The organism is Kitasatospora sp. NPDC086791 (assembly GCF_040685975.1).
Classification (GTDB): Bacteria; Actinomycetota; Actinomycetes; order Streptomycetales; family Streptomycetaceae; genus Kitasatospora.
In genome coordinates, this window is the sequence record NZ_JBFBOC010000007.1 from 59,289 (window position 1) to 81,874 (window position 22,586).

Genomic DNA, 22,586 nt, shown 5'->3' on the forward strand with positions numbered 1-22,586 from the left:
CGGGCTGAACGGGCGGTCGAGTCGGTGGGGAGGGGTTGCGGTGGTCGGGCCGGGGGTCGCCGTGGCCGGGCCGGAGGCGCGGTGGTCAGCGGTCCTGCACGTCGATGCCCAGCGCCTGGGCGAACTGCGGTGCCAGCTCCAGCAGTTGGGTGGAGCTGATGACCGCCCCGCGCAGCCCCTGGTGGCCGTCGGCCAGGCCCAGCCGGACGGCGCCGCGCAGGTCCGTCCTGCTCAGCGTCGCACCGCGCAGCCGGACCTCCTCCAGCGTCGAGCCGGGGAAGGACACCCCGGTCAGCTTCGCCCCGCCGAAGTCCACGTCGCGCAGCAGGCAGTCCTCGAAGACCACGTCCCGCAGCACGGCCGACCGCAGGTTGACCGCCTCCAGCTTGCAGCCGCGGAACACGACGCGGCGCAGCGCCGAGCCGTACCCCGCGACCCCGGCCAGCACGCCGCCGACGAAGGCGCTGTCCTGCCACTCGGAGTCGCTGAGGTCGCAGGCCACCCAGCGGCCGGCCTGCACCCAGACCTCGTTGAACCGGGACTGGCGCAGCTTGACCCCGCTGAGCGCGACGCCGGTGAAGGCGCACTCCAGGAAGACCGCCCCGGCGCCCGACTCGTCGGTGTGCTCGCCGCCGTCGAAGTGCGCGGTGTCGTACCGCTCGTCGCTGCGCAGCGGCCCGGTGTGCGGGCGCAGCAGCTCGGCGTACGGCAGGTCGTCGAGCCGGTCGGGGGCGGAGCGGGGCATGGCGGCACCTTGCGGTCGGGGGTGGACGTCGTCTCGCCCGCATGCTCGCACGCGGCACCGACAACGGCCCGCAGCGACGGTATCCGGCACCGACCCACGCCCGGCAGCGACGGCAGCTGCGCCCGCTCCGGCAGCTCCCGCACCGGACCGTCCCAGGAGCGGCGGAACCCCGGACCGGCCGCGCGGGGCGGCCGGCCGGGGGTCCGGTGGGTCCGTCAGCCGCGCGCCCAGAGGGAGTTGACGCGGCTGCGCTCGGTGCCGTTCGGGTAGGGGTTGGTGCAGGAGGTGCCGGGGCCGCCGCCCGACATCAGCTCGCTGCACGGGCCGGAGTAGTGGTCCGGCAGGCCGAGCACGTGCCCGGTCTCGTGGGCGGTCACCCGCACCGAGTTGTACTGCCGGTTCTGCTGGTAGTCGAGGAAGATGTAGCCGCGCCCGTGCCCGTCGGTGCTGGCGTACGAGCCCCGGCTGTCGTTGCCCTCGTAGTAGCGGAAGTCGGCGGCCGAGCCGGAACGCAGCTGCACGTTGGCGACCGAGCTGTTCCAGATCTGCGCGGCCTGGGATATCTGGGTGCGGAAGGACGGGGCCGAGCTGGCGTCGTAGGTGACCACGACGGTCGCCAGGCCGGGGTTGGCGGCCTGCTTGGCCTTCGCGGAGGCCATCACGGCCTGGAAGAAGGCCTGGTTGTCCGCGGTCTCGGCGGCCGAGCCGGCGTACGTCGAGGCGGTGTAGCCCTGCACGGCCGGGGCGGCCGGAGCCGCGGTCGCGGCGGTGGCGGGCAGCACGGCGAGGCCGGCTGCGAGAGCGAGGCCGAGGGTGGCGGACAGCACGGATCGCTTCATGTGGGGGTCTCCGATTCCTGTGGTGCCGTGGCCGGTTGGGGGCCGGCTCGGGGGGACACCTGGTCAACGGGTGATGTCCCCAGAGCTTCGGGCAGCCCGGCGGGCGCGCGGATGATGTCAACCCGCGATAGCCCCGTGCAATACCCCCGGGGTCGCGCCGATTCGAGCCGTCTTTCCCTCGTCTTGACCCAACCGTGCCCCTGGCATTCCGTTCCGGTGGGGGCTAGGCTCCGATGCGGGGAAGTACCCGGAGCGGCGGGCCGCCCGATTCCGGCCGAGCGGCCCGCCGCGCCCGAACTCGCTTACCTGGTGGCCTGCTTGGCTGCCGCAAGACCGTTCTCCCAGAGGAAGTCGACCTGGCTGCGCTCGGTGGCGTCGGGGTACGGGTTGGTGCAGGAGGGGCCGGGGCCGCCGCCCGACATCAGCTCACTGCACGGCCCGGAGTAGTGGTCCGGCAGGCCGAGCACGTGCCCGGTCTCGTGGGTGGTGACGCGCACCGAGTCGTATTCCTGGTTCTGCTGGTAGTCGAGGAAGACGTAGCCGTGGCCGTGCCCGTCGGTGCTGGCGTAGGAGCCCTGGCTGTCGCTGCCCTCGTAGTACGAGAAGTCGCCGTTGCCGCCGGTCTCCTGGAGCCGCACGCTGCGCACCGAGCCGTTCCAGATCTGCGCGGCGGTGGCGATCTGACTGGTGAAGGAGGGCGCGTTGCCGGTGTCGTAGGTGACGGTGACGGTCCGCAGCCACGGGTTGGCGGCCTGCTTGGCCTTGACCGAGGCCACCACGGCCTGGAAGAAGGCCCGGTTGTTCACGGCCTCCGCGGTCGAACCGGCGTACGCGGCCGGGGTGTAGCCCTGGACGGCCGGGGCGGCGGGCGCGGCCGGGGCGGCGACGGCGGTGGTGGGCAGGGTCGCGAGGCCGGCCGCGAGGGCGAGGCCCAGGGCGGCGGACAGCACGGATCGCTTCATGTGGGGGCTCCGAATGCACGGTGCGCCGCCCCGCCGGGACCGGTGGGGGCCGGGCACGACGGCGGCGCACGATGGGGGCCGCCCCGGCCGGTGGCGGGGGCGGGTTGCTGCCCCCGAGCTTCGACCCGCCCGGGCCCGTCGCGGATGATGTCAACCGGCGATAGCACCACCGCATACCGGAGGGGTTCCGATGCGCCTCCTCCCGAGCACCTTTGATTGCCTGTCATGTCCTTGGCGAGATGGCTCGATGGCGTCTATGCTCCCGACGTGGAGCTCGACGTGAGACACCTCCGGGTGCTGTGCGCGATCGCCGACAGCGGCAGCCTCCGCAAGGCCGCGCTCCAGCTCGGCATGACCCAGCCCTCCCTCACCACCCAGCTGCACCGCATCGAACGGGCCATCGGCGGAACCCTGTTCACCCGCGAGCAGACCGGCAGCCGGCCCACCGCGCTCGGCCACTCGGTGCTCTCCCGGGCCCGGCCGGTGATCACCGAGATGGCCGCCCTGGTGGCCGCCGCCCGCCAGGAGGCCCGCGACGCGACCGGGCCCGGCCGGAAGCGGCGGCTGCGCATCGGCAGTGTCGGCAGCCGGGCGGTCGCCGCCTGGCTGCGCCGGGTGCACGAGCGGCTGCCCGACACCGACACCACCATCCACGTCGACGTCTCGGCCAGCGCGCTGCTGCGGATGGTCGCCGCCGACCAGTTGGACGTGGCCTTCGTGCACGAGAGCGAGGGCTTCCCGCTGCGGGTGCCGCCGGACGCCGAACAGCGGGTGCTGATGGCCCGCGAGCCGCAGTACGTCGAACTCGCCGCCGGGCACCCGGCCGCCGCCCGTCCGGTCGTCCGCCTCGCCGACCTCGCCGGGGACACCTGGATGGTCGACCCGACCGCCGACCACGAGTACGCGGCGATGCGCCGGGTGTTCACCGAGGCCGGGCTCAACCCCCGGGTGCTGCAGGTACGGGACAACGCCACCGCCGCCGAGCTGGTCGCCTCCGGCGAGGCCGTCCGCCCCTGCCAGCCGACCTCACCGCCCGGGCCCGGCACGGTCGTCCGACCGGTGGACGGCGACCCGCTGGCCGTCCGGCTGCTGTTCACCTGGCGGCCGTGCGCGCTCAGCCCGCCCGCGCTGGACGCGCTGTACGGCGAACTGCGCGCCGCCTACCTGGATCTGGCCAAGGTCAACCCGGCCTACCTGGCCTGGCTGGCGCGGCACGAACCGGTGCTGCTGGGGCGGGGGCAGGGCCTGCCCTCAGGGGCCCCGTAGCGCGCTCCCGGCCGCCCCGGGGGCCGTCCCCCGAAGGTCCCGGGGCCGCTCCCGGCCGTCCCCGGGACCGCTGTCATGCGCCCCGGAGCGCGCCCTCCCGGCTGTGCAGCAGCACACCCGTCGCCACCATCAGCGCGCAGACCACGCCCGCCGCCGCCACCCCGGGGCCGCCGAGCGCGGTGCAGGCCAGCACCAGCGCGGCCCCGACCGGCGCCACCGCCTGGGCGGCCGGGCCGCGCTTGGTGTGCCGGGAGTGCAGGAACCAGACCGTGACCAGGTACACCGCGGTGGGCACGGTGACCGTCGCGGTGGCGGCGGCCTCGGAGATCTCCGCCTTGTGCACGGCCGACTCCACCGCCACCTCCAGCCCGGCGCCGATCGCGGCCGCCGAGCCGAACACCAGGTAGTGCCCGTACCCCCACGCGAAGGCCTGCCGGTTGGAGCGCAGGTGCTCGTGGACGGGCCGGGCGAAGTAGATCCACCAGGCGGAGAAGCAGATCAGCAGACCGCCCATCGCCACCGGCACCAGCCGGCCCAGCTCCTCGTGCGCGTCCACCGCCGACTGCACCGCGACGGTCGCCGCCGCCACCGTCTCGCCGAGCACGATCAGGGTGAACAGCCCGTACCGCTCGGAGATGTGGTGCGGGTGCCAGGACGTCTGCGTCCGCAGCTCCGCGATCACCGGCACGGCCAGCTCGCACAGCACGCCGATCGGGACGACGTACGGGCGCACCTCGGGCGGCAGGAACAGCAGCACCACCCAGCCGACCTGGCAGACGGTGATCCCCACCGCGTACCGCAGGGCGACCCGGCGCGCCTCGCCCTGCTCGCCGGCCGCCGCACGCAGCCACTGCGTCACCATCGCGAGCCGCATCACCACGTAGCCGGTGATCGCCAGGGTCAGGTCCTGGGTGGCGAACATCCGCGGCACCCCGGCGGCGAGGATCAGCACACCGGCGATCTGCACCAGCGTGGTGATCCGGTACGGCACGTCGTCGCAGTCGTACGCCGAGGCGAACCAGGTGAAGTTCATCCAGGCCCACCAGATGGCGAAGAAGGCCAGCGCGTAGCCGCGCAGCCCCTCCCCGTAGTGCCCGGTCGCGAGGAAGTGGGCCAGTTCGCGCCCGGCCTGGCCGACCGCGACCACGAAGCAGAGGTCGAAGAAGAGTTCCAGCGGGGTGGCGACCCGGTGCGGCTCGTGCCGGTCGCGCGGGACCATCCGGCGCACCGGCGGCGGGTCGACGTGGTGTGCGCGGGGCGCCACAGCGGCGGGGTCACTGGCCATCGGAGCTGCTCCGGGGTCGGGAGGGTCAGGAGGGGCGGGTCGTCCCGCGCATCCTGGCAGCACTCCGGGCCCGGCGCACGCACCACCGCGACGCGTGCGCCGGTGGGCGCGAGCCGGGAACACCCCGGACAGGATGCCCCCTCATGTCCCTTTTTTCCTTGCCGTCAGCCGTAGTTGACGCTGCGGTGCGCGAACCGGGTGACAGCACGGCGGGTTTCCGGACGCGCCCCGCGCGCTGCGCCACCCGGGGCCGGAGCGCCGCTAGATTCATCCCCGGTCGGAAGAGCGCGGGCCCTGCGGGGTCCCATGACACGGGCGGCCTGCGGGCAACGCGGAAGGTCAAGGCGGGTGACGGGACAGCGGGGGCGGCACAGCCGACCTTCCCGTGTCCGCACCACCGGCCTCGTGATCACCGCGCTGCTCGCCAGCGCCTGCCGTGCGGTCCGGCTCGCCGTGTCGGCGGCGGCTACTTCTCCCAGCCGACCTTGCTGTAGTCCTCCGCCGCGAGACCGAACGCCCCGTAGTTGGCGAGGCCCTTGCGCACCGCCACGACCGTGGGCCGCTGGTAGAGCTCGACGGTGTGGCCGAGCTCCCAGATCTTCGCGTCCGCCTGGTTGTAGAGCTTCGCGGCCTCCGCCGGGTCGACCGTCCCGGCCGCCTTCTTCAGCAGGCCGTCGATCTCCGGGGTGCCCAGCCGCGAGGGGTTGCTGAAGGTGTTGTCGCCCACCGGCAGACGGAAGTTGGCCAGACTCTTGGAGTCGGGGAAGGAGTCGGTGTTGCGCCAGCTCGCGATGTCGAACTTGCCGGGGGTCACGTACTTGGCGAAGTAGTCGTTGGCGGCCACCTTGTCCAGGTCGACCTTGACCCCGACCGCCTGCCACATCGCCGCCGCCGCGGTGGCGAGGTCGAGCTGGGCCTGCGTGGAGCCGTCGCTGAGCACCCAGTGCAGTTCCAGCGGCCGCCCGTCCTTGGTGCGCGGCTGACCGCTTCCGCCCTCCTGCCAACCCGCCTCGTCCAGCAGCTTCTTGGCGGCGGGCGGGTCGAACTTCGCCCACTCGCCGGAGTTGTCCTGGTAACCGGCCTGGTTGGGCATGATGATGTGGTTGCCGAGCGGCTTGAACTCCACCGGCACCCCGTTGTTGGCGATCTTGATCAGCGCCGAGCGGTCGATCGCCCGGCCGAGCGCCTGGCGGACCCGCTGGTCCGCCAGCGCGCCGGTGCCGCCGAAGGAGATGTGCACCTCGTCCCACGGGCTGGCGGCCCGGATCACGGTGTCCTTGGCGTTCTTGAGCTGGCCGTACGCGGTGGCGGTGCCGGCCGAGGCGAGGTCGATCTCGTTGTTGAGGTACGCCTGGGTGCTCGCCGCCTTGTCCATCACCCGGAAGGTGATCCGGTCGAGCTTGGCCCGGGTGCCCCACCAGGCCGGGTCCGGGACGAGGCTGATGGTCTGCGCGGTCTTGTCCGCCACGCCGATCTTCAGCGGGCCCGCGGTGATCGGGACCTTCTCCACCCAGCCCTTGTTGAAGTCGTCCGGGGTGGAGATCCCGGCCGCCGGGACCAGCGGGCGGAACAGGTTCTGCCAGTCCGCGTACGGCTCGGAGAAGGTGACCTTCACCTCGCTCGGGTCGGCGCCCTGCTCGACCGCGGAGATCAGCTCGTAGCCGGACGGGTCGTAGCCGTTGTACGCCGGGTCCTTGCCGTTGCTCGTCTGCCAGTCGGCCCTGAAGTCCAGGTAGCTCAGCGGCTTGCCGTCCGACCAGGTGGCCTTGGGGTTGAGCTTGTACGTGACCACCTGCGGCGAGGTCGAGGTGACCTTGGCCTCCACCAGGTAGTTCGGGTTCGGCCGGAAGGTGCCGGAGGCGTCGGTGTCGAAGAGCGTCGGCTCCAGGGCGCGGACGAGGTTCACCGTGTCGGTGTAGGAGCCGCCGTCCACCTGCAGCGGGTTCCACTGGGTGATCCACTGGTCCAGCGCGAAGCGCACCTCGCCGCCGTCCTTGAGCTGGTCCGGCGCCTTGGCGTTGATGTCCTGGGAGTCCTGTCTCGGCGGCTCGCTCTTGGCCACGTCACCGGACGAGCCGGCCCCGCCCGAGGTGCACGCGGTGACCGCGAGCGCGACGGCGACGGCCGCGGCGGCGGCCCGGCCGAGACGGCGGGCCGTGGTGGAAGCGTCCATGAGGGTCCCCCTGGTGAGGTCGGCGTGCTCTGCGTGGTCGGCGTGCTGCGTGGCCTGCGTGCTGCGCAACGTGTGCGAGTCGCGGTGCGGGTCAGGACAGGAGTTCGGGCGCGGCAGGCATGACTCGGCTTGAGCGTGGGCACTCAAACGGCACCGAGCCAGAGGAACCTAACAGCGGATCAGATCCGCCACCAGGGGGAGGAGAGCACACCTGATCCACAAGCCACGGGCGGCGATGCCGCCGAAACACCGCCGCCGTCCACGAGTGCTTCACTCTGGCCTGCGCATTCCCACCTACCTTTCCCCTCCCGCCATCTGACGCCCCGACCGGGCCCCGACCGAAGGCCACCACCCGATGCCCATCAGACGCGTCGGCCCCACCCCGACCCCGGGCGGCCGTTGATGCTCAGCTACCTGGCGAAGCGGCTGGGCTACTACGCGGCACTGCTGCTCGCCGCCGTCTTCCTGGCGTACGCGATCTCCGCGACCGCCCTGCAGCCGCGCACCTACTTCGACGCCAAGGTCCCGCGCCCGTCCGCCGCCTCGGTCGAACGCCAGCTCACCGCGCTCAACCTGAACGACCGCACCCCGGTGGTCGAGCGCTTCGGCCACTGGGCCGGCGGCCTGCTCCACGGCGACCTCGGCCGGACCATCCACGACACCCCGGTCACCGACGACTTCGGCCGCCGGGTCTGGGTCTCGCTGCGGCTGCTGCTGCTCGGCAGCCTGCTCGGCATGCTCCTGGGCGTCGCCGTCGGAGCGTGGAGCGCCGTCCGCCAGTACCGGATCTCCGACCGGCTGCTGACCGTGCTGTCCTTCGTGCTGCTCTCCACACCGGTCTTCCTGGTCGCGCTGTTCCTCAAGAACGGCGCCATCGCCGCCAAGGACGCGGCCGGCCACGAGGTGATCCCGTTCACCGGCTACGAGACCCCCGGACTCACCGGCGGCCTCGGCACCCACCTCGCCGACTGGGCGCTGCACCTGCTGCTGCCCACCGTCTCGCTGGCCCTCGGCGGCCTCGCCACCTACAGCCGCTACCAGCGCGGCACCATGCTCGACGTACTCGGCTCCGACTACCTGCGCACCGCCGAGGCGAAGGGCCTCACCCGCGGACGGGCGCTGCTGAAACACGGGCTGCGGACCGCCGTGATCCCGATGTCGACCATGTTCGCCTACAGCTTCCTGGGCATCTTCACCGGCGCGATCTTCACCGAGACGATCTTCGGCTGGCACGGCATGGGCGAGTGGCTGATCCAGTCGATCAACGAACAGGACGTCAACTCGGTGGTGGCGATCAACCTGTTCACCGCCGTCGTCGTCCTGGTCTCCGGCTTCCTCGCCGACACCCTGCACGCCGCCCTCGACCCGCGCGTGCGGTCCTGACCGGAGGAGACCGAGATGACCACCCTCTCCGCCGAACCGGCCGAGCCGTCCTCGCCCGCGGACCCCACCCGCCTCCGGGGCGCCGCCCCCGCGCCCCGGGCGGCCGGCCGCGGACGGCTCGTCCTGGCCCGGCTGCTCGCCGCCCGCGGCGCCCTGGTCGGGGCCGTCGTCGTGCTGCTGCTGTTCGCGCTCGCCTTCGGCGGCCCGTACCTCACGCCCTGGCACTACGCCACCCCCGACTTCTCGGCGCTGCACCAACCCCCCTCCGCCGAGCACTGGTTCGGCACCAACGGAGTCGGCCAGGACGTCTTCGCGCAGACCGTCCGGGGGCTGCAGAAGTCGCTGATCATCGGGCTGCTGGTGGCCCTGTTCTCCACCGTGCTGGCCTCCGTGGTCGGCGCCTGCGCCGGCTACTTCGGCGGCTGGGCCGACCGGGCGCTGATGTTCCTGGTGGACCTGCTGCTGGTCTTCCCGGCCTTCCTGGTCATCACCATCGTCTCGGCCCGGCTGAAGAGCGCCGGCTGGATCGCCTTCGTCCTGCTGCTCGCGCTGTTCAACTGGATGATCACCGCGCGGGTGGTCCGCTCGATGACCATCTCCCTGCGCGAACGCGAATTCGTCCGCGCCGCACGGTTCATGGGGGTGCGGCCGGTGCGGATCATCAGCCGGCACATCCTGCCGAACGTCGCCTCCTTCCTCATCATCGACGCCACCATCGCGGTCGGCGGCGCCGTGATGAGCGAGACCGCGCTCTCCTACTTCGGCTTCGGGGTCAAGGCACCGGACGTCTCGCTCGGCACCCTGCTCGCCGCGGGGACCAGCGAAGCCCCGGTGTTCCCCTGGCTGTTCTACTTCGCCGCCGGGCTGCTGGTGCTGTTCGTCCTCGCCGTCAACCTGATCGGGGACGGGCTGCGCGACGCCCTCGACCCCACCTCCGGGGCCGCACCCGGTCGGTCACGTCGGTCCGGTCACTCCCGTTCCCGCCGTTCCGTCAGCCGTTCCGTCAGCCGTAGGAAGCGCCCGTGACCACCACCGTCGAAACCCCGCTGCTCTCCGTCCGGGACCTGCGGGTGGACTTCGCCGGGCCGCACGGCCCGGTCCCCGCCGTACGCGGGGTGGACCTCACCCTGCGGCGCGGCGAGACCCTCGGCATCGTCGGCGAGTCCGGCTCCGGCAAGTCCGTCACCGCGCTGTCCGTGCTCGGACTGCTGCCCGGGACGGCGCGGGTCAGCGGGTCGGTGCGCCTGGACGGACGGGAGCTGGTCGGGCTGCCGGGGCGGGAGCTCGCGGCGATCCGCGGGCGCCGGGTCGCCATGGTCTTCCAGGACCCGCTCTCCGCCTTCACCCCGGTCTACCGGATCGGCGACCAGATCGCCGAAGCCGTCCGCGTCCACCAGCGGGTGGACAGGGCCACCGCGCGCCGCCGGGCCGCCGAACTCCTCGACCTGGTCGGCATCCCGGCGCCCGACCGGGCCCTGGACAGCTTCCCGCACGAGTTCTCCGGCGGCATGCGCCAGCGCGCGATGATCGCCATGGCCGTCGCCAACGAGCCCGACATCCTGCTCGCCGACGAACCCACCACCGCGCTCGACGTCACCATCCAGGCCCAGGTGCTGGACGTGCTGCGCACCGCACGTCGGGAGACCGGCGCGGCGCTCGTCCTGGTCAGCCACGACCTCGGGGTGATCGCCGGGACGGCGGACCGGGTCGCGGTGATGTACGCGGGGCGGGTGGTCGAGACGGCCGGCGTGGACGAGCTGTTCGCGGCCCCGCACCACCCGTACTCGCTCGGGCTGATCGGCGCGCTGCCCCGGCTGGACGGGCGCGGCGGTCCGCTGGTGCCGATCCCCGGCACCCCGGCACCGATGGCCGAGCTGCCCCCGGGCTGCCCGTTCACGGCGCGCTGCCCGCTGGCGGAGGAGCGTTGTTCGGCGGCGGAGCCCGCGCTGGCGCCCACGTCGACAGGGGCTTCGGCAGCCTCGGGGAGCGCTCCCGAGGCTGCGGGCGGGCACCTGTCGGCGTGCGTGCGGTCGGCGGAGCTCGCCGAGCGGCGGCCCGCACCGGCCGAGGTCTACCCCGTACCCGAGCTGCCCGCTGCCTCCGCTCCCGGCGACCGCTCCGACCTGGCGCCCGTCCTCGCGGTCAGCGGCCTCGGCAAAACGTTTCCGCTCCTCAAGGGCACGGTGTTCAAGCGCAAGGTCGGCGAGGTGTACGCGGTGGACGGCGTCGACCTGGACCTGCGGGAGGGCGAGACCCTCGGCCTGGTCGGGGAGTCCGGCTCCGGCAAGTCCACCACGCTGTTCGAACTGCTGCGGCTCGGTGCCCCCGAGACCGGCCGGATCGAACTGCTCGGCCACGACACCGCGCGGCTCACCCGGGCCGAGGCCCACCGGCTCCGCGCCGAGCTGCAGATCGTCTTCCAGGACCCGATGGCGAGCCTCGACCCCCGGATGCCGATCGGCGACATCGTCGCGGAACCCCTGCTCGCCCGGCGCACCCCGCGCGCGGAGATCGCCCACCGGGTGCCCGAACTGCTCCGCCAGGTCGGCCTCGACCCGGACCACGCCGTCCGCTACCCGCACCAGTTCTCCGGCGGCCAGCGCCAGCGCGTCTCGATCGCCCGGGCGCTCGCCGTCCGCCCCCGGCTGCTGGTGCTGGACGAACCGGTCTCCGCGCTGGACGTCTCCATCCGGGCCGGGGTGCTCAACCTGCTGCAGACACTCAAGGCGGAGCTCGGACTCTCCTACCTGTTCGTCTCGCACGACCTCTCGGTGATCCGCCACCTCGCCGACCGGGTCAGCGTGATGTACCTCGGCCGGACGGTCGAGCAGGGCGAGGTCTCCGCCGTCTTCGACCGGCCCCGCCACCCGTACACCCGCGCCCTGCTCTCCGCCGTCCCGCTGCCCGACCCCGCCGCCGAGCGCGCCCGCGACCGCGTCCTGCTCGCCGGGGACCCGCCCTCCCCCACCGAGCGCCGCACCGGCTGCCCGTTCCGCACCCGCTGCCCGCGCCACGCCGGGCTCACCGACCCGGCGGACCGGGCCCGCTGCGAGCGGGAGCGGCCGGCGCTGACCGGCGAGGCCCCGGGCGCGGACCACCGGGCGGCCTGCCACCACCCGGAGCCGTCGTACGCGGGCGGTCGCGGGAGGTGATCACGGCGGTCGGTCACGATGCTCGATCACGATGCTCGGTCACGGCGGGCGATCACCTGCCGTGATCATCCGCCTACGATTCGGTGGATCGGGCCCGGGCCGTGTAATGTCTTCGACGTCAGCAAGCGCCGCTAGCTCAGTTGGTTAGAGCAGCTGACTCTTAATCAGCGGGTCCGGGGTTCGAGTCCCTGGCGGCGCACATGGCAAGGTCTCAGGCCGCTCACTTCGGTGGGCGGCCTGAGGCGTTCCCGAGGCGGGTAGGGGTGGCCCCGTGACGTCCTCCGACTCCCGTCCGCTCCCCGAGGAACTGCTCCTCCTCTGCGCCGCCCATCCGCAGCACGGGCGCTTCCGGGCCCCGACCGCCGAGTTCCACCACGTGGTCGCCGGCGCCGTCCTCGCCGAGCTGCTGCTGGCCGGCGCCATCACCGTCGACGAGCGGTACATCACAGGCCACCAGCCCTTCGGCGCCCGGGACGAGGTCGAGGCCGGGGTGCTGGCCCGGCTGGAGGCGAAGGGCAAGAGCCGGTTCCGGCCCGGGCTCGACCAGGCGATCACCCGGGTGCCGAACCCGCCCGGGTACCGGTTCCACCTCGACCGCCTGGTCGCGGAGGGGTACTGCACCGTGCAGGAGAGGCGGTTCCTCGGCCTGCCGTGGCGCACCTACCCGGCGACCCGGCCCGAGCTCGGACCGCAGACCGCCGCCCGGGTGGCGGCCACCCTGCTGGGCCCCGAGGGCGGGGACGACCGGCCGACGGCCGAACGGGACCGCCAACTGGCCGGGCTGATCGGCGTCGCCGGCCTGGAGCACCGCCTCTACCCCGGCCGGACCGGCGCCCCGGTCAGACGCGCGGTGCGGAAACTGGCCCGGGAGCTGCCCATCCCGCGGGCGGTCGGGCGGGTCAGCTCCAGCAACTGAAACCCCGGCCGGGCGTCCGGCTCCTTCCTCGGCCGACGTGGCACCTCCGTCGGGCCTCCGTCGGCACTTCGGTCGGCGCCTCAGGGGGTGTCGAGCACCGCCGAGGCCACCGCGTCCGGGCGGTCGAACATCACCAGGTGCCCGGCCGGGGCCGTGGTGCGGAAGTCGGCGCCGAGCAGCGCCGCGAGTTCCCGCTGCTCGGCCAGCCAGGCCTCGGTCCGGCGGGTCCGGCAGCCGTCGTCGGCTGCCAGCACGGTGACCGGCAGGTCCTCGGGCAACGGCCGGCTGCGCCGCAGCCCGTCCAGCTCGGCCGCCATGTCGAGGTAGCGCCCGTTCTCCCGCAGCAGCGCGCGCAGCGCCCGGCCGGTGCGGTAGCAGTGCCGGACCAGCGGCGCCGGGGCGAGGTCCTCACGGCGGGCGGTGGACAGCCGGGCCACCGTCCGGCGGACGGTCGGGCCGAGCAGGTAGGGCACCGCGAGGGCGGTGGCGGCGCCGGCCGCCGCCCGGGCCGCCAGGTCGCGCGCGCCGGGCGCCGGGTACGGCCGGGCCCCCGCTTCGACGCTGCCGTCGACCAGGACCAACCCGGCGGCCCGCTCGGGGTGCAGCCTGGCGAAGGCCTCGACGTGGAAGGCGGCGAGCGAGTGGCCGACGACGGTGCAGGGCCCGCGCAGCCCGAGGCCGTCCAGCACCGCCCGGATCCGCCCGGCCTCCCCGGCCGCCGTCGGGGCGGGCCGCCCGGTGGCGGGCTCGGCGGCGCTCAGCCCGTAACCGGGCCGGTCGAAGCGGACCACGGTGCGGTAGGAGGTGAGGAAGGGGACCACCAGGTCCCAGTCGAACCAGCTGCTGCCGAGGCCGCCGCTGAGCAGGCAGACCGGGCCGCTGCCCTCGGTGCGGACGTGCAGCGGGACGCCGTCGATGCGCAGGAAGTGCACCCGGGCACCGGGGTCTCCGGACCGGCGGGGGTCATCCGACCGGCGGGGGACCTGGGGGACGCCGGGGTCGTCGGGTGCGGTCATGCCGGCCTCCGTTCCGGGAGCGGCTCGGCCGGGTGGTGCGGTGTCCTGGCTGGGCACGGTTCCACCCTAACCAGCGGCGAACTCCGCCCCAACCGGAAGGAAAGGGACGGATCGGCCGCCGGTCTCCGGAACCGGTTCGAGGCACCCCTCGGGACCGTGTATTGTTTTCCAGGTCAGCAGGCGCCGCTAGCTCAGTTGGTTAGAGCAGCTGACTCTTAATCAGCGGGTCCGGGGTTCGAGTCCCTGGCGGCGCACAGACACCGGGGAGCCTCTCGCGATCGCGAGGGGCTCCCCGATTTTTTGGCCCTCGAAGTCCGATTTGTGTGTGATGTCGGTCTCGATTGGCGATCCGACGGAGCCGACAGGCCCGTCCTGCTCGTCCAGGGCAGTACAACCGGAAGCGGGACAGAGGTCCCCGACCGATGTCCCCGTCCGTGCCGGCTGCTTCGGTGCGCCCGCAGGAAAGGCCGCGCTTTGTCCAGAAACGCCCAGAGCGGCCGTCGTACGCCGTCGATCGATCTCCGGCCGGTCCAGCGCTTCAAGCGCCCGACCGGCGGCTTCGACGGGGCCGGCGACGAGAAGCCGCGCCGTCCGAAGCGCACCGGCTGGCGCCGACTGATACCCACCTGGCGGATGACCCTGCTCGGCCTCGTCTCGGCGCTGCTGCTCGGCATCGGCCTGTTCGCGCTGGGGATCGCGCTGGTGAAGGTCCCGGACGCGCACGCCGCCGCGACCGCGCAGAGCAACACCTGGCTCTACTCGGACGGCTCGGTGATCACCCGCACCGGCCAGACCAACCGGCAGAACGTCACCCTGGACAAGGTCTCCCCCGCCGCCCAGCACGCGGCGCTGGCCGCCGAGGACCGGAACTTCTACAACGAGGGTGCCGTCAACCTCCAGGGCCTGGTCCGGGCCGCGGTCAACACCGCCAAGGGCGAGGGCACCCAGGGCGGCTCCACCATCACGCAGCAGTACGTGAAGAACACCTACCTGAGCCAGAAGCAGTCGGTCACCCGCAAGGTGAAGGAACTGTTCATCGCCATCAAGGTGGACGCCACCGAGAGCAAGGACGAGGTCCTCTCCGGGTACCTGAACACCTCCTACTACGGCCGCGGCGCCTACGGCATCCAGGCCGCCGCCCAGGCCTACTTCGGCATCGACGCCTCCGCGCTCGACCCCGCGCAGGGCGCCTACCTGGCCACCCTGCTGAACGCCCCGAGCGCCTACGACGTGGCCACCGCGACCGCGGCCGGCAAGCAGAACGCCGTCAACCGCTGGAACTACGTGCTCGACGGCATGGTCAAGGAGGGCTGGCTCTCCGCCGAGGAGCGGGCGAAGACCACCTTCCCGGACGTCCGGGACCCTCAGCCGAACCCGGGCCTGTCGGGCCAGGCCGGCTACCTGGTGGACGCGGCCACCCAGTACCTGACCTCCAGCGGGGTCATCAGCGAGACCGAGCTGGCCAAGGGCGGCTACACGATCAAGCTGAGCATCGACCCGGGCCGCCAGCAGGCCCTGCAGGACTCCGTCCAGGCGCAGCTGCACGACACCCTGAACCCGGACAAGCGGAAGAAGGACGCGGCCGCCCAGGCCGGCGCCGTCTCGGTGGACCCGAAGTCCGGCGCGATCGTCGCCCTGTACGGCGGCGTCGACTACGTGAAGCACTACGTGGACAACGCGACCCGGCGCGACTACCAGGCCGGATCGACCTTCAAGGCGATCGCGCTGGCCGCCGCCTTCGAGAACGGCGCCAAGACCCAGGACGGCCGCACCGTCACCCCGCACACCGTCTACGACGGCACCAGCGGCCGGAAGGTCCGCGGAGGCAAGGGCACCCCGTACGCGCCGCCGAACGAGGGCGACCGGAGCTACGGGCAGATCACCCTGCAGCAGGCGATCGACTGGTCGGTCAACTCGGCGTTCGCGCAGCTCGCGCAGGACACCGGGCTGCAGAAGGTCAAGGACACCGGCATCGCGCTGGGCCTGCCCGGCAACACCCCGGGGCTCGACCCGGTGCCCTCCATCCCGCTGGGCGCGGCCACCCCGAGCGTGCTCGACATGGCCGGCGTGTACGCCACGCTGGACAACGGCGGCAAGCAGATCACCCCGTGGCTGGTGCAGTCGGTGGACCGCGAGGGCGAGGCCATGCCGCTGCCCGCGCACAAGACCACCCAGGCGGTCAGCGCGGACACCGCCGATCAGGTCACCTCGATGCTCCAGGGCGTGGTGAGCGACCCGGGCGGCACCGGCTGGCGGGCGAAGGCGCTCGGCCGCCCGGTGGCGGGCAAGACCGGCACCACCGACGACCAGAAGTCGGTCTGGTTCGTCGGCTACACCCCCGAGCTGGTCACCTCGGTCGCGCTGTTCGGCCAGGACCCGGGCACCGGCGCCCAGGTCAGCCTGAGCGGCGTCGGCGGGATCGACGGCGCGGCGGGCGGCCAGTACCCGGCGCAGATCTGGACCGCCTACATGAAGGCCGCGCTCAAGGGCCAGCCGGTCAGCGACTTCGCGACCCCGGCCGGCGGCGACGACTCCTCGGGCGCCGCCGACCTGCCGACCGCCCCGAGCACGCCGACCGGCACCCCGTCGACGGGCGCCCCCACCGGCGGCCCGAGCAGTGGCGCCACCACCCCGCCGGGCGACGGATCGGGCTCCGGCTCGCCGACGCCCTCGGGCGGCACCGGCGGTGGGGCCACCACCGCGCCGACGGCTCCCGCGACCGACCAGCCGACCAATCAGCCCACCTCCCGGCCGACCGGGCGGCCCACCACGCGGCCGACCCCGACCACGCAGCCGACCGCGGACCCGACCTCGCAGCCGACCACCCAGCCCACGGCCGGGGCGGGCGCGCTCGCGGGGGCGGGGGCGGGGGCGGCGGCCTCGGCGCGCTCCGGGGGCTGACCTGCGGAGAGGCCGTCGACCGGCCCCGACTGGCCTCGGCCGGTCGGGGCCGGTCGACTGTTCGGGGTCGGTCGGCGGTTCAGGGTCGGTCGATCGGCTGATCGGGGCGGTTGATCGGCTCGGCTCGTCGGCTCGACTGGGGGCTCGATTGCTCGGCTCGTCGGCTCGTCGGCTCGGCCCGGTGATTGCGCCACTGCGCACAGTTGAGTGCAGGACCAAATGCCGAAATGGCACCTTACCGAAGCGCCGGTATGACTGTCACAATGCGGCGGTGCACAGATCAACGGCCTCGCCCACCCTCCCTTCGGGCCGAACCCTCGGCCTCGGCCTCGCGCTGGTCTCCGCCTTCGCCTTCGGCGGCTCCGGCACCGCGGCCAAGCCGCTCATCGAGGCCGGGCTCTCCCCGCTGCACGTGGTGTGGCTGCGGGTCACCGGCGCCGCCGTGGCCCTCCTCCCGATCGCCTACCGGCACCGGGACGCCGTGCTGCGTCGCCCCGGCCTGCTGCTCGGCTTCGGCCTGCTCGCCGTGGCCGGCGTCCAGGCCTGCTACTTCGCGGCGATCTCCCGGATTCCGGTCGGCGTCGCCCTGCTCATCGAGTACCTCGGGCCGCCGCTGCTGATCGGGTACGTCAAGTTCGTCCAGCGCAAGCCGATCAGCCGGGGCGCGGCCATCGGCGCCGGTGTCGCGGTGGCCGGGCTGGCCTGCGTGGTCGAGGTCTGGAACGGTCTGAGCTTCGACGCCCTCGGCGTGCTGTTCGCCCTCGGCGCGGCCTGCTGCCAGGTCGGCTACTTCGTGCTCGCCGACGCCGGACGCCGGGGTGACCGCCCGGTCGACCCGCTCGCCGTCAGTGCGTACGGGCTGCTCATCGGCGCCGCCCTGCTCACCGTCGTCACCCGGCCCTGGCAGGCCGACTGGAGCCGCCTGGGCGGCGACGTGGTGATGAACGGGCACAGCCTGCCCGCGTTCGTCCCGGCCCTGTGGATGGTCCTGATCGCGACCGTGCTCGCCTACCTGACCGGCGTGGCCTCGGTCGGGTACCTCTCGCCGCCGATCGCCGGGGTGGTGGCCAACCTGGAGGCGGTGGTCGCCACCGTGCTGGCCTGGGTGCTGCTCGGTGAGCACCTGGGGCTGCCGCAGATCGTCGGCGGTCTGCTGGTGCTGGCCGGGGCCTTCGCGGCGCAGGCGAGCGCCTCGGGAGCGGAGGGGAAGGCGGCGACGGACGCGGCGGCCGCGGCCCCCGTACCCGTGACGGGTCCGGCGGACAGGGACGGAAGCCGGGACGGGGACGTGGACGTGGACGGCTCGCGCGGAACCGGCGGCGGCCACGGCTCCCGGGAGCGGGAGCGGGTGGCCGCCGAGCACGGGGTCAGCGGCCGGTCCAGCCGAACCAGTCGAAGTGATTGAGCGGCCAGACGACGGCCGACACCGGGCCGACCACGTTGCCCACCGGCACGGCGCCGCCACCGGGGCCGCGCTGGTGGTAGCGGGAGTCGGACGAGTCGCTGCGGTGGTCGCCCTCGACCCAGACGTAGCCTGCGGGCACCTTCACCGGACCGAAGTCCAGGCCCGCGCAGGAGTCGTCACCCGGGTGCAGGTACGGCTCGACCACCGTCCGCCCGTCGACGCTCAGCGTGCTGCCGTCGCACTGCACGGTCTGGCCGCCGGTCGCGATGACCCGCTTGACCAGGTAGTTGTCGTCCTTCGGTGGCACCAGCCCGACGAAGCTGAGCGCCGAGCTCACGGCGTTGGTGACCGGGTTCGAGTCGACGGGCTGCGGCGGCAGCCAGCCGCCCGGGTCCTTGAACACCACCGGCTGCCCCGCCTCCGGCTCCCAGCCGGTCAGCGGTGCCAGCTTGTTCACGCCGACCCGGTCGCCGATCCGCAGGGTGTTCTCCATCGAGCCGGACGGGATGGAGAACACCTGGAACAGGCAGGTCTTGATCAGCAGCGCGACCGCCAGGCCGACCACGATCATCATCGGCAGTTCGATCCACCACGGCCGGGGACGACGACCCGACCGGCCCGCACGACCCCTCCCGTCCGATCGGACGGCCCGACGACCGCCCGCGCCGCGGGCCCGACGGCGGGCCTCGGCGCGACCGCCGGTCCCCCGGTGGGCGGTCGGGGCGTCCTGCGCGGCGGGGTCGCCGGGTGTTCCGCTGGGCGTTTCGCTGGGCGTTTCGGGCAGGTTCACCGCCATCGTCGCTGCTCCACCTCTCCGGCTGGGGAAACCTGCACGGTACGCCACCCCCGGAGCCTGGCGAAATCGGGCATTTAGCCGCCGCCGACATCACCGGGTGTCCCGGCCCCGCTCCGGACGCGCTTCGGACGTGCCGGACGTACTCCGGACGTGCTTCACAGGTGCTCCGGGACCCGGGTGGGCCCCTCACTCCCGCGGCCTCCCCCGTCCAGGAGCCGCGGCCCGCCCGTCAGGCGCGGGCGATGGCCTCGTGGTGCCGGATGACCTCGGCGATGATGAAGTTCAGGAACTTCTCCGCGAAGACCGGGTCCAGCTTCGCCCCGGCAGCCAGCTCCCGGAGCCGCTTGATCTGGTCCCGCTCGCGCGCCGGGTCGGCCGGCGGCAGCTTGTGCTCGGCCTTGAGCCGGCCGACCCGCTGGGTCGCCTTGAACCGCTCGGCCAGCATGTGGACCACCGCGGCGTCGATGTTGTCGATGCTCTCGCGCAGGCTGGTCAGCTCGGCCCGTACGGCGTCGTCGATCCCCTCGGACAGGGTGGTGTCGGGGGTCGTGGGGTGGTCCGTCATCGGGGCGGCTCCCGGTGTGTCTGGGTGGGCACCCGGCCGTGCGACGGCCGGGCTCGGGCCCGGGCAAATCTAACAGGGCCCCTGCTCCGGCCCGGCACCGCGGACGGATCCGTCCACCATCCGGACAGCATCCGGGCCCCCGGGTGGCTGTCCGGAACCCTCCCGGCGTCCCGCGCCGCCGGGCCGTCCGACCGGCGTGACACGCCGGTCCCGGCGCGGGGCTGCCCGTAGGCTGGTGCGTGCATGACCGGAAGTGACCACTCAGCTGTCCCCCGTGATGGAGGTACCGATCGTGGCAACCACCCGCACCGCTCGTACGGCCTGGGAGGGCAACCTCCTCCAAGGGCAGGGCCGGACGACCTTCGTCTCGTCCGGGATCGGCACGTACCCGGTGTCCTGGCCGGCCCGCGCCGAGCAGGCCAACGGCAAGACCAGCCCGGAGGAGCTCATCGCGGCCGCTCATTCGGCCTGCTTCTCGATGGCCCTCTCGCACGGCCTGGCCGGTGCCGGCACCCCGCCCACCACGCTGGACACCCAGGCCGACGTCACCTTCCAACCGGGTGAGGGCATCACCGGCATCCACCTGAGCGTCACCGGCGTCGTACCCGGCCTGGACGAGGCGGGCTTCGTCAAGGCCGCCGAGGACGCCAAGGCCAACTGCCCGGTCAGCCAGGCCCTGACCGGCACCACCATCACCCTCGACGCCACGCTGGCCTGACCTGTCCGGCCGCTTCCGCCGCCGCCCGTCCGACCGCCCCGTCCCACCCCGGCGCGCAACCAGCGCCCAGGGGCGCGACATCGGCGCACGCGCCCCTGGCGCACATCATGTGATGTGCACTGGGGGCGTCTGCACGTTCCGCCACTCATGATCACAAAGCGGGCGAATCACCCTCGCGGCGGTCACCGCGCGTTGTCGTCGCGGCCTATGATCGGCCGCAGCGCCCTGTTCTTCTCTTCGCACGGGTCCCCGCACGACAGCGCCCCACCGCGGGCGTCTCGCAGCGGACCGACTCCGAGGACCGCGACAGAGTGCGGAGCCGGCCGCCGGGATCCCGACTGACCGGCCGAACCATCGTCAAGCGTCAGCAGCGGACGGGAGCATGCCGTGCCGGGCCGGAACGAGGGGGCCGACGCACACCACCCGGGCGTGCGGCACGAGGAATCACCACGCCGCCGCCACCTCGCCGCGCCGGTCCTCGACCCGGCCGCAGGGCCCCCGGCCGGTCCCATCACCGACCCCGCCTCCGCCCTCGGTGCCTGCCGGACGCTGGAGGAGCCCGAGGTCCTGCTCTGCCCCACCTGTTCGACCCCGCTCGCCAACGGCACGCACCGGGACGCCACCGACCGGCCCGACCGCGCGGACGGCGGCACCGACCGGCTGCTGGCCGCACTGCGGGCCAGCGAATCCCGGTTCCGGGCCGCCTTCTGCGACGCGGTCATCGGGATGGCCCTGATCGACCCCGAGGACCGGATCATCGAGGTCAACCCCGCCTTCGCCGGCCTGATCGGACGGGGCGTCGGCGAACTCGTCCGCACCCACCTGCACGAGATCATCGACCCGGAGGGCATGCCGGACCGGCTGTTCGCCGAACTCGTCCACGGGGAGCGGGAACGGTTCCGCGTGGAGAAGCAGCTCAAGCACCGCGAGGGCCACGAGGTCTGGAGCAAGGTCACCGTCTCGCTGATCCGGGACGGCGCCGGGCAACCGCTCTACACCCTCGCACTGGTGGAGGACATCACCGAACAGCGCCGGCTCGGCGACCGCCTGGAGTACCAGGCCCTGCACGACCCGCTGACCCGGCTGCCCAACCGGGCCTCCTTCTTCGAACGGCTCGACGCCGCCTGCCTCGCGGCGACCGAGGATCCCGCTCCGGGCCCGGCCGCCGGGGCGAGCCGCCGGGTGGGCGTCTGCTACCTGGACCTCGACGGCTTCGCCGCGATCAACGAGGCGCTCGGCCACCACATCGGCGACCAGCTGCTGATCGCCGTCGCCACCCGGCTGCGGCGCGGGTTCGACGGGCACGACACCCACCTGGTGGCCCGGATGGGCGGCGACGAGTTCGCCGTCCTGGTCACCGACAGCCTGGGCAGCGAGCAGCTGACCGAGCTGGCCGACCGGATCCTGGAGCTGCTGGAACGCCCCTTCGACGTCGCCGGGCACCGGCTGGTGATCACCGCCAGCGTGGGCGTGGTCGAACGGTCCGTGCACGAGACCACCCCGACCGACCTGGTCAAGGACGCCGACGCCACGCTCTACTGGTCCAAGGCCGACGGCCGCGCCCGCTGGACCCTCTACGACCCGGACCGCGGCGCCCACCAGCTCACCCGCCAGCTGCTCGCCACCGCGCTGCGGCCGGCCCTGGAGCGCGGCGAGTTCACCATCGAGTACCAGCCGCTGGTCGGCCTGGCCGACGGCGCCGTGCACGGGGCCGAGGCCCTGGTCCGCTGGCGCCACCCCCGCTACGGGACGCTCTCCCCGGACCGCTTCATCCCGCTCGCCGAGGAGTCCGGCGCGATCGTGCCGCTGGGGAAGTGGGTGCTGGAGGAGTCCTGCCGCCAGGCCCGGCAGTGGCTCACCGAGTTCCCGGACACCGAGACCTTCGTGAGCGTCAACCTGGCCGCCCGCCAGATCTGGGACTCGGACATCGTCGCCGACGTCGCCCGGGCCCTCGACCACACCGGCCTGCCCGCCCGGCTGCTCCAGCTGGAGATCACCGAGAGCGCCCTGCTCGGCCCCGGCGGGCGCCCGCTGCAGGCCCTGCAGGCCCTCGCGGACATGGGTGTGCGGATCGCGATCGACGACTTCGGTACCGGCTACTCCAACCTGGCCTACCTCTCCCGGCTCCCGGTGCACGTCCTGAAGCTGGACGGCACCTTCATCGAGGGCTTCCGCGACCCGGCCCCCGCGGAACGGCCCGGCCTCCCCGCGTTCGGCTCGCGCCGCAGCGACGCCGATGAGCAGATCGTCGGTGCGATGGTGCAGCTGGCCCACACCCTCGGCCTGACCGTCACCGCCGAGGGCATCGAGAGCGCCGCCCAGGCCGAGCGGCTGCGGCTGACCGGCTGCGACACCGCCCAGGGCTGGTACTTCGCCCGACCGGGCGAGGCCGCGCTGGTGGCCGCCATACTCCGCGAGGGCCGTCCCGCCCTGGACGGGCGGTAGCGGTACTCCGGGGGTCGGG

Annotated in this window: 17 protein-coding genes and 2 tRNA genes; 11 read left to right on the plus strand and 8 right to left on the minus strand. The window is 73.4% G+C overall.

Annotation, left to right across the window (positions count from 1 at the left end):
• Positions 1-85 precede the first annotated feature (85 nt).
• The 3 genes from AB0Q99_RS12945 to snpA (AB0Q99_RS12955) form a co-directional block, all read right to left on the minus strand.
• Positions 86-745, minus strand: a complete 660-nt coding sequence (locus tag AB0Q99_RS12945; protein ID WP_363570960.1) for a pentapeptide repeat-containing protein — start codon at positions 743-745, stop codon at positions 86-88.
• Between the two features lie 215 nt (positions 746-960).
• Positions 961-1,584, minus strand: coding sequence for a snapalysin (snpA, locus tag AB0Q99_RS12950; RefSeq protein WP_363570962.1), 624 nt, complete (start codon positions 1,582-1,584; stop codon positions 961-963).
• Positions 1,585-1,886: 302 nt separating this feature from the next.
• On the minus strand, positions 1,887-2,546 hold the full coding sequence (gene snpA / locus AB0Q99_RS12955; protein WP_363570964.1) for a snapalysin: 660 nt from the start codon (positions 2,544-2,546) through the stop codon (positions 1,887-1,889).
• A 267-nt stretch (positions 2,547-2,813) separates the two neighbouring features.
• Between snpA (AB0Q99_RS12955) and AB0Q99_RS12960 the strand changes: the two genes are divergently transcribed.
• A complete protein-coding gene (locus AB0Q99_RS12960; protein ID WP_363570966.1) occupies positions 2,814-3,812 on the plus strand; it encodes a LysR family transcriptional regulator in 999 nt (332 codons plus the stop codon).
• Between the two features lie 73 nt (positions 3,813-3,885).
• Here the strand turns inward: AB0Q99_RS12960 and AB0Q99_RS12965 are convergent, their stop codons facing one another.
• Both AB0Q99_RS12965 and AB0Q99_RS12970 read right to left on the minus strand, forming a co-directional pair.
• On the minus strand, positions 3,886-5,097 hold the full coding sequence (locus tag AB0Q99_RS12965) for a low temperature requirement protein A (protein WP_363570968.1): 1,212 nt from the start codon (positions 5,095-5,097) through the stop codon (positions 3,886-3,888).
• 466 nt (positions 5,098-5,563) lie between these two features.
• Positions 5,564-7,270 (minus strand): ABC transporter family substrate-binding protein, encoded by a 1,707-nt coding sequence (locus AB0Q99_RS12970; RefSeq protein WP_363570970.1) that lies wholly within the window; start codon positions 7,268-7,270, stop codon positions 5,564-5,566.
• 402 nt (positions 7,271-7,672) lie between these two features.
• Between AB0Q99_RS12970 and AB0Q99_RS12975 the strand changes: the two genes are divergently transcribed.
• From AB0Q99_RS12975 to AB0Q99_RS12995, 5 genes are all read left to right on the plus strand, one after another.
• The gene (locus AB0Q99_RS12975) at positions 7,673-8,653 is read left to right on the plus strand and encodes an ABC transporter permease (protein WP_363570972.1); all 981 of its coding nucleotides are present in this window, start codon (positions 7,673-7,675) and stop codon (positions 8,651-8,653) included.
• A gap of 15 nt (positions 8,654-8,668) precedes the next feature.
• Complete coding sequence (locus AB0Q99_RS12980) at positions 8,669-9,679, plus strand: ABC transporter permease (RefSeq protein WP_363570974.1); 1,011 nt, start codon at positions 8,669-8,671, stop codon at positions 9,677-9,679.
• Positions 9,676-11,805 (plus strand): ABC transporter ATP-binding protein, encoded by a 2,130-nt coding sequence (locus AB0Q99_RS12985; protein WP_363570976.1) that lies wholly within the window; start codon positions 9,676-9,678, stop codon positions 11,803-11,805. The genes AB0Q99_RS12980 and AB0Q99_RS12985 overlap by 4 nt, the downstream gene beginning before the upstream one ends.
• Positions 11,806-11,930: 125 nt before the next feature.
• A tRNA-Lys gene (locus AB0Q99_RS12990) sits at positions 11,931-12,004 on the plus strand.
• A 72-nt stretch (positions 12,005-12,076) separates the two neighbouring features.
• Positions 12,077-12,721, plus strand: a complete 645-nt coding sequence (locus AB0Q99_RS12995; RefSeq protein WP_363570978.1) for a GPP34 family phosphoprotein — start codon at positions 12,077-12,079, stop codon at positions 12,719-12,721.
• Between the two features lie 80 nt (positions 12,722-12,801).
• Here the strand turns inward: AB0Q99_RS12995 and AB0Q99_RS13000 are convergent, their stop codons facing one another.
• On the minus strand, positions 12,802-13,653 hold the full coding sequence (locus AB0Q99_RS13000; RefSeq protein ID WP_363571263.1) for an alpha/beta hydrolase: 852 nt from the start codon (positions 13,651-13,653) through the stop codon (positions 12,802-12,804).
• 264 nt (positions 13,654-13,917) lie between these two features.
• Between AB0Q99_RS13000 and AB0Q99_RS13005 the strand changes: the two genes are divergently transcribed.
• The 3 genes from AB0Q99_RS13005 to AB0Q99_RS13015 all read left to right on the plus strand — a co-directional run bounded on the left by AB0Q99_RS13005 (position 13,918) and on the right by AB0Q99_RS13015 (position 18,043).
• Positions 13,918-13,991, plus strand: a tRNA-Lys gene (locus AB0Q99_RS13005).
• Between the two features lie 220 nt (positions 13,992-14,211).
• A complete protein-coding gene (locus AB0Q99_RS13010) occupies positions 14,212-16,638 on the plus strand; it encodes a transglycosylase domain-containing protein (protein ID WP_363570980.1) in 2,427 nt (808 codons plus the stop codon).
• 271 nt (positions 16,639-16,909) lie between these two features.
• Complete coding sequence (locus AB0Q99_RS13015) at positions 16,910-18,043, plus strand: DMT family transporter (protein WP_363570982.1); 1,134 nt, start codon at positions 16,910-16,912, stop codon at positions 18,041-18,043.
• Here the strand turns inward: AB0Q99_RS13015 and lepB are convergent.
• Entirely contained in the window at positions 18,006-18,839 is an 834-nt protein-coding gene (lepB, locus tag AB0Q99_RS13020) for a signal peptidase I (RefSeq protein ID WP_363570984.1), read from the minus strand. The two genes, AB0Q99_RS13015 and lepB, sit on opposite strands and share 38 nt — an antisense overlap.
• Before the next feature lie 229 nt (positions 18,840-19,068).
• Positions 19,069-19,404, minus strand: a complete 336-nt coding sequence (locus tag AB0Q99_RS13025; RefSeq protein WP_363570986.1) for a chorismate mutase — start codon at positions 19,402-19,404, stop codon at positions 19,069-19,071.
• A 292-nt stretch (positions 19,405-19,696) separates the two neighbouring features.
• Between AB0Q99_RS13025 and AB0Q99_RS13030 the strand changes: the two genes are divergently transcribed.
• The gene (locus tag AB0Q99_RS13030; RefSeq protein ID WP_363570988.1) at positions 19,697-20,122 is read left to right on the plus strand and encodes an OsmC family protein; all 426 of its coding nucleotides are present in this window, start codon (positions 19,697-19,699) and stop codon (positions 20,120-20,122) included.
• 387 nt (positions 20,123-20,509) lie between these two features.
• Complete coding sequence (locus AB0Q99_RS13035) at positions 20,510-22,567, plus strand: EAL domain-containing protein (protein WP_363570989.1); 2,058 nt, start codon at positions 20,510-20,512, stop codon at positions 22,565-22,567.
• Positions 22,568-22,586: the final 19 nt, after the last annotated feature.